Source organism: Staphylococcus edaphicus, from assembly GCF_002614725.1.
GTDB classification, from domain to species: Bacteria; Bacillota; Bacilli; order Staphylococcales; family Staphylococcaceae; genus Staphylococcus; species Staphylococcus edaphicus.
The window spans coordinates 73164-80359 of record NZ_MRZN01000010.1; the positions used below are offsets into that span (position 1 = coordinate 73164).

The window sequence follows — 7196 nt, forward strand, 5'->3', positions numbered from 1 at the left end:
ACCTCACATTTTAATATTCATTTAACAATAACTTAACAAAAATAAGTTACAATTCACATAGTTTACAAATTATTTAAAGAGGTGTAATGATGGATTCTTCTGTAATGGAGATTATTTTCACATTTATAGGTGGTCTAGGTATATTTTTATATGGTATTAAACAAATGGGAGATGGTCTACAGTCAGCCGCTGGTGATCGTCTAAGAAATATCTTAAATACATTTACAAGTAATCCAATTATGGGTGTACTTGCTGGTATGATTGTAACGATATTAATTCAAAGTAGTTCAGGCACTACTGTCATTACAATTGGGCTCGTAAGTGCAGGCTTTATGACAATGCGACAAGCTATAGGAGTAGTCATGGGTGCCAATATAGGTACGACGGTTACAGCATTTATAATAGGTATAGACGTTGGTGCTTATGCGCTTCCTATCTTAGCAATTGGTGCATTTTTAATTTTCTTTATTCAAAAGCGTAAAGTTAAAAATATCGGAATGATATTATTTGGTTTCGGTGCTTTGTTTTATGGCTTAGAATTGATGAGCGGTGCAGTTAAGCCCTTAGCGAATTTAGAAGGATTTAAACAATTGATGTTGGATATGTCTTCAAATCCAATTTATGGTGTAGTTGCTGGCACAGTAGTTACACTGATTATCCAAAGTTCTAGTGCAACGATTGGTATTTTACAAGGGTTTTTTGCTAATGATTTAATTAGTTTACATGGTGCGTTACCTGTCTTATTAGGTGATAATATTGGTACTACCATCACAGCAGTATTGGCAAGTCTTGCTGGTTCGCTTGCAGCAAAACGAGTGGCAGCGGTCCATGTTTTATTTAATGTTATTGGTGCAGCAATATTCTTAATTATATTACCACTGTATCAAATGGTTATCGAATGGATGCAGAGTATTTTCAACCTCAAACCAGAAATGGTCATTGCATTTGCACATGGTACGTTCAATGTCACAAATACATTAATTCAATTACCATTTATCTTTGTACTAGCATGGATAGTAACTAAGATTGTTCCAGGCGAAGATTTAAATGAAAAATATAAACCTAGGAATCTAGATAGAAATTTAATTAATAGAGCACCTAGTATCGCTTTACAAGAAGCCCAAGAAGAAATTCAAAATATCGGACATATGACATTTTCTATGCTGAAAAGTGTTAATGAGTATGATGATAAAAAGGAACGTGAAATCATGCATAAACACGCAGCTATAGATAATATGTATGATAATGTGCGCCAATATTTGACTAAGATATCTGAGAAGAAATTATCAAAAAAAGATGCAGAAAGAATGACAGTTCTACAAGATGTCAACCGAACAATATTAAAAGTCGCTGGATTATCTGAAGCATACTTATTGGATAAGAAAAAAGAACGAACAAATCAAGTCCAAATTTCAGAAAAAGCAGAAGTTAGCATAAACAGGTTGTATGATCATGTGACAATGTCATTTGATAAAACAATTGATATGTTTGATGTTTATGACAGAGTAAAACGCGATGAAATAGTTAAAATAAGCAATGAATCTTATCGTTTAGAGCATGATTTAAGGAAAAAACATATTAAAAGGTTGAGTTCGGGTGAGTGTACACCTGAGGGCGGTTTATTATATCTGGATATGATTGCAATTTTAGAACGTATTGGCTACCATTCAAGAAATATTTCAGAGTCAATGATTGATATAGATGAGATAGATACAAATGAAGAAGAAGAAAATCTGTTAGGTTGGTCATACTAACGAATGATTAAGAAGTATTTGAGGTAAATGCATTGTCTCAAACGCTCTCACTGTCGACAAGGTCTCCGAGCTTGTTGGCAGTTTTTTTATGCTTGTTTCTCTCTAATATTACTTATCAATTAATTAAGTTAATAAGATTTTTTTGTGCCTCAACTCTAGTCATTTTTGTTGAAGGAGAGAAAAAGATATCTTACCTAAATTATATTTCTGTTCCAACTTCTATTGCTTTGAAGTTTGTAATATCCAACAACAATGACTTAGTGAAATTAATTTTATTTCGGTAAGCGTTTACACTATCTTAATTAATTATTTTATCCTACAATTATGATAAACATAAAGAAATAATGGAGGTTACAATATGAGTGTTTTTGATAAGTTTAAATTAGATAATCAAGTAGCAATTGTGACAGGTGGTGCATCTGGATTAGGTAAAGCCATGGGCAAAGGATTAGCAGAAGCGGGTGCACATTTAGTCATTGCCGATATAAATTTAGATTTAGCTCAAGAGACAGCGACTGAATTTGAGAATGAAACAGGAAATAAAGCATTGGCGTGTAAAGTAGATGTTACAAGCGTATCAGACGTTGAACAAATGGTGACAGATGTAATGGATACATTTGGGCGTATTGATATTTTGTTTAATAATGCAGGTATTAATGAACATGTTAAATTTGAAGATATGCCATATGATCGTTGGGTGAAAAATATGGACGTCAATATTAACAGTATGGTACTAGTATCACAAGCGGTAGGGAAAGTGATGATTGAGCAGAAAAAAGGTTCAATTATAAATACCTCTTCAATGTCAGGTATAATCGTTAATACGCCACAACCTCAAGCTGCTTATAATACGTCAAAAGGTGCTGTAATTATGTTCACTAAAAGTTTAGCAAGTGAATGGGCAGAATATGGCATTCGTGTAAATACAATTGCGCCAGGTTACATGAAGACAGAACTTACGAAAGATTATTTTGCTCAAGGCGGCGACATGATTGATACATGGATGAAGTTCACGCCACTTGGGAGACCAGGTGTTCCTGAAGAATTACAAGGCGCTGCGTTATATTTAGCTTCTGATGCCTCTTCATTTGTTACTGGAAGTGTTGTTACAATAGATGGTGGGTATACAGCGCTATAGCTATTATGTGCGTGATAAAATACTGTATTTTATTTTAAAATAGTATAAAGCTAGTGATTTTATATAACAGGTAATTAATCAGTTGAATCAATTGGTTGAAAGCCTGTTATAAATTTTGGGAATTAATCCCTATTAAAACGATAGGGATACTTGACATAAATGGCAGATAGGCATAATATTACTATTAATATAATTTTCAGAAAATTGATTTGGGAGGGTTCCTTATGACATCTATGAGTATTTTAGACCAAAGTCCAATAGGTACTGATGAAACTGTTAGTGATGCCATTGCACATACAGTTGAATTAGCACAATTGGCTGAAAAAGAAAGTTACACAAGATATTTCGTTGCAGAGCATCATAATATACCTGAAGTTGTTGGTACTAGTCCAGAAATATTAGTGACTCATTTATTAAATCAAACAAAACGTATTCGAGTAGGATCGGGTGGTGTTATGTTACAACACTATAGTCCGTTTAAAGTAATTGAGCAATTTCATTTGATAAGCAATATCGCACCAGGAAGAGTAGATTTAGGTATAGGAAAAGCGCCAGGTGGTTTTCCATTAGCAACCCAAGCGCTTCAATCTGAAATGAAAACTTCGCAAACTACTTTTAACGATAAATTTCATCTTTTAAATCGTTTTAACAAACAGAACTTTAATGAAGATGAGGATTATAGTCAGTTACACACAACGCTACGCAATAACCAGATCCCAGTACCCGAGTTATTTTTACTCGGAGGTAGTGAAAATTCAGCGCAATTTGCTGCAGACGAAAAAGTTGGTTTTGTATATGCATATTTCATTAATTCTAATGTTGATGTATTGCATAAATCAATTAAAGCATATAAACAACGATATCCTGAGGGAAGAGTCATCGTTGGAGTAGCGTCGGTAGTTACTGAAAATGAGTCAGACAGAGTATTAGTTGAAGAAGGGCGTACAAATTATGCACTTCATTTTAAAGATGGTCGAAAAATTACAGTTAATACAAAACAACAATTAGAGACATTTACGGAACAAAGTAGGGAAACATTTGAAGTTGAAACAAAGAAAATTGAAGTTTTAGAAGGGTCAGCCCTAGAAGTAAAAAGGCAATTACAGCAATTAAATATTGAAGGTTTAATTGATGAGTTTATGTTGCATATACCGGTTCAAAACCATCATTTACGAATGAAAACAGTAAAGCAATTGGCACCAACAAACCAGGTGCTTAATGAGAAAGAAGGGATTATATGAGTAAAGGAAATATAGATTTGGGCATAATGCTTAATGGTCCAGGTAGTCATATGCACGCTTGGAAATCGAAAGAAGTACCAAATGATGCGAGTACAAATTTTGAATTTCAATTGGAAATCGCAAAAAAAGCAGAACAATACGGCTTTAGCTTTGTATTTGTTGCAGACGGTTTATATATACATGAAAAATCTATTCCACATTTTTTAGATCGTCATGAACCACTCACATTACTTGCTGCACTTGCACCAATCACACAAAACATAGGTTTAGTTGGTACCATATCCACTTCTTATAGTGAGCCATTTACTGTTGCACGCCAATTAGCAACTATAGATAAAATCAGTCATGGCCGTGCAGGTTGGAATGTGGTCACATCACCACTTGCCGGTAGTGCAGATAATTATAGTAAAGGTGATCACCCAGAACATGATATTAGATATGATATTGCAGAGGAACATATTCAAGTCGTTCAAGGTTTGTGGGATTCATATGAAGATGATGCATTTACCTTTGATGTTGAAAAGGGTGAATACCTTGATAAAAATAAAATGCATACTTTAGATTATAAAGGTAAATACTTCCAGGTCAAAGGTCCATTAAATGCAAGTCGTTCTGAACAGGGTCAACCCGTCATTTTCCAAGCGGGTGCTTCTCCGAAAGGTCAGGCCTATGCAGCTAAATTTGCAGATGCTGTATTTACATTATGTGAATCAAAAGAAACAGCCAAAAGTAACTACGATAGTATTAAAGCACAAGCAAAATCATTTGGCCGTAATCCTGATGAAGTGAAAGTATATCCTATTTTAGCACCAGTCATTGGTGAAACTGAAAGTGAAGTGGAAGTGCGATTCGAAGAAATAAAATCATTGGCAAATATTGATGAAGCTTTAGATTACCTAGGTAGATATTATGATCATCACGATTTTAAGCAATATGAATTAGATGCGCCATTTCCAGAGCTAGGTGAGATTGGGAAAAATAGTTTCCGTGCTACAACGGATGCCATTGCAGCACGTGCTAAGGAACAACAGTTAACATTAAGAGAAGTCGCGCTTGAAGAAACTGTACGTCAATCACCATTCATGGGTACGTATGAACGTGTTGCAGATTTAATGATAGAGTGGTTTGAGGATGGCGCGGCAGATGGATTCATCTTTGGTCCACACATTTATGGTACGGTATATGATGAATTTTTAAATCAAGTCTTACCGATACTGGAGAAAAAAGGTTATTACAGTAACACATATCGAGGCAATACGTTGCGTGACCATATTGGTATACCATTTAAAGAAAATCGATATAATCAGACACATGTTACGCAATAACTAAATATCAGAGCTTATATAGATAGGCACACCTATGTTATTTAAAGTTGTGTCTATTTTTTATTATAAAAGGAGTGCATGAATATGTCAGAATCAAGTACAACATCTTATCAAAATGTCAGTAGCCAGAATGCTAACCAGGTTTTAGATCATACCTCAGTTAGCACTAAGAAAAAATTCGAATTACCACACGTGTTATTAATGATGTTAATCATGATGATGTTTGCTTGCTTCTTGACCTATGTTATTCCTGCAGGTGCATTTGATACAGGTAAAGATGGCGCTCTTATTCAAGGTACATACCATGCGATTGATCAAAATCCAGTGAATCCATTCTATGCGATTACGCTTATCCTAAATGGCGGCATTCAATCAGCACAAACAGTAACGTTGTTACTATTTATTGGAGGCGCAATGGGAGGTATATTATATTTAGATTCTGTTAAAAAATTAACAAATTATATGATTTATCGATTTGAACATGCAGGTGCCCTCCCGCTTATCATTGGTTTATTTTCATTAATGGCATTTATTGGCTTCTTTGTTGGTGGAGACCAAATGATTGTATTTGTAACTTTAGGCGTTATATTAGTCAATCGTTTGAAATTGGACCCAATTATGGCATTAGCTATTACCTTTTTACCACTTTACATGGCCTTTTCAGTATCACCTTCTGGTATGGCAAAAATAGGTCAAATTATTTATCCTGATGTAGCGTTATATTCAGGTTATGGTGGAAGAGCTATAATGTATGTTGCTTTCTTAATTGTTACATTATTGTATGTAATATGGTACGCAAAAAGAATCATTAAAGACCCAAATAAAAGTATGATGAATACAAATGCGTGGCAACAAGATGTGGCTCAAGAAAAAAGCAATGATATGGTTATTGAAGATAGACAGGTGAATTGGAGAGACTACATAGTTGTAGCATTGGTTATTTTAACACCTATATTTCTAGCTTTAGGAAACGGGTTATTTAATTGGACAGAAAAATACGGTAACGGTGTGTTTATTACCATTTTTGGCATTAGTTTTGTATTGGCATATATAGTGAAAAGTAAAACACCTAGTGAAATGGTCGATGGCTTTTTAGAAGGTGCAAAGCCAATGCTCGTAGTAGCATTTGCTATTATTATGGCGAATACGATAAGTGTTATTTTAGAAAAGGGGCAAATACTTAGCACGATTGTTCATACACTGACGACACAACTTGATGGTTCATCATCAGGCATTGTGGCCATCATCGTATTTGTAGTTGCAACTATCTTTAACTTTTTGGTTCCATCAGGTTCTGGACTCATGAGTGTGATGGTACCGATATTACAACCTGTAACTGAAACACTAGGCGTTAATGATCAGATACTGTTAACATCTCTGTCTTTTGGAGGTGGATTAGGTAATTTAATTACACCTACATTAGGTGCTACGATAGGTGCAATAGCTATCGCTAAAGCAAATTTCGGCTCATGGTTTAAATTTATGATGCCACTATTTGTAGTATGGATGATTGTAGCTGCCATCGTACTTTATGTTATTACAGCTATTGGTTGGACGGGTGGCATGTAAGCATAACTAAATACGAATAATAAATTAAAATCAAAAGAGGCTGGGACATAAATACCCAATCTCAAAAAAAGAGGGCTAATCCTTTATGGGTTAGTCCTCTTTATATTTAAAATCTTACGATTTTGACCGTGCATGCTTGCCTGGGGTATGGTTCGAGCCTGTAGTCTCT

General features: G+C 34.7%; 5 protein-coding genes. All 5 read left to right on the forward strand.

Annotation, left to right across the window (positions count from 1 at the left end):
• Nucleotides 1-89: 89 nt before the first annotated feature.
• The 5 genes from BTJ66_RS07640 to BTJ66_RS07660 all read left to right on the forward strand — a co-directional run bounded on the left by BTJ66_RS07640 (nucleotide 90) and on the right by BTJ66_RS07660 (nucleotide 7027).
• Nucleotides 90-1754: a Na/Pi cotransporter family protein gene (locus BTJ66_RS07640; protein ID WP_099090376.1), complete on the forward strand. Its 1665-nt coding sequence runs from the start codon at nucleotides 90-92 to the stop codon at nucleotides 1752-1754.
• A gap of 358 nt (nucleotides 1755-2112) precedes the next feature.
• Nucleotides 2113-2892 carry an SDR family NAD(P)-dependent oxidoreductase gene (locus BTJ66_RS07645; protein WP_099090377.1) on the forward strand — a complete coding sequence of 260 codons (780 nt, stop codon included), beginning with the start codon at nucleotides 2113-2115 and terminating at the stop codon, nucleotides 2890-2892.
• Between the two features lie 224 nt (nucleotides 2893-3116).
• Complete coding sequence (locus tag BTJ66_RS07650; protein ID WP_099090378.1) at nucleotides 3117-4133, forward strand: MsnO8 family LLM class oxidoreductase; 1017 nt, start codon at nucleotides 3117-3119, stop codon at nucleotides 4131-4133.
• Entirely contained in the window at nucleotides 4130-5458 is a 1329-nt protein-coding gene (locus tag BTJ66_RS07655) for an LLM class flavin-dependent oxidoreductase (protein WP_099090379.1), read from the forward strand. The genes BTJ66_RS07650 and BTJ66_RS07655 overlap by 4 nt, the downstream gene beginning before the upstream one ends.
• An 84-nt stretch (nucleotides 5459-5542) precedes the next feature.
• On the forward strand, nucleotides 5543-7027 hold the full coding sequence (locus tag BTJ66_RS07660) for a Na+/H+ antiporter NhaC family protein (protein ID WP_099090380.1): 1485 nt from the start codon (nucleotides 5543-5545) through the stop codon (nucleotides 7025-7027).
• Nucleotides 7028-7196 lie beyond the last annotated feature (169 nt).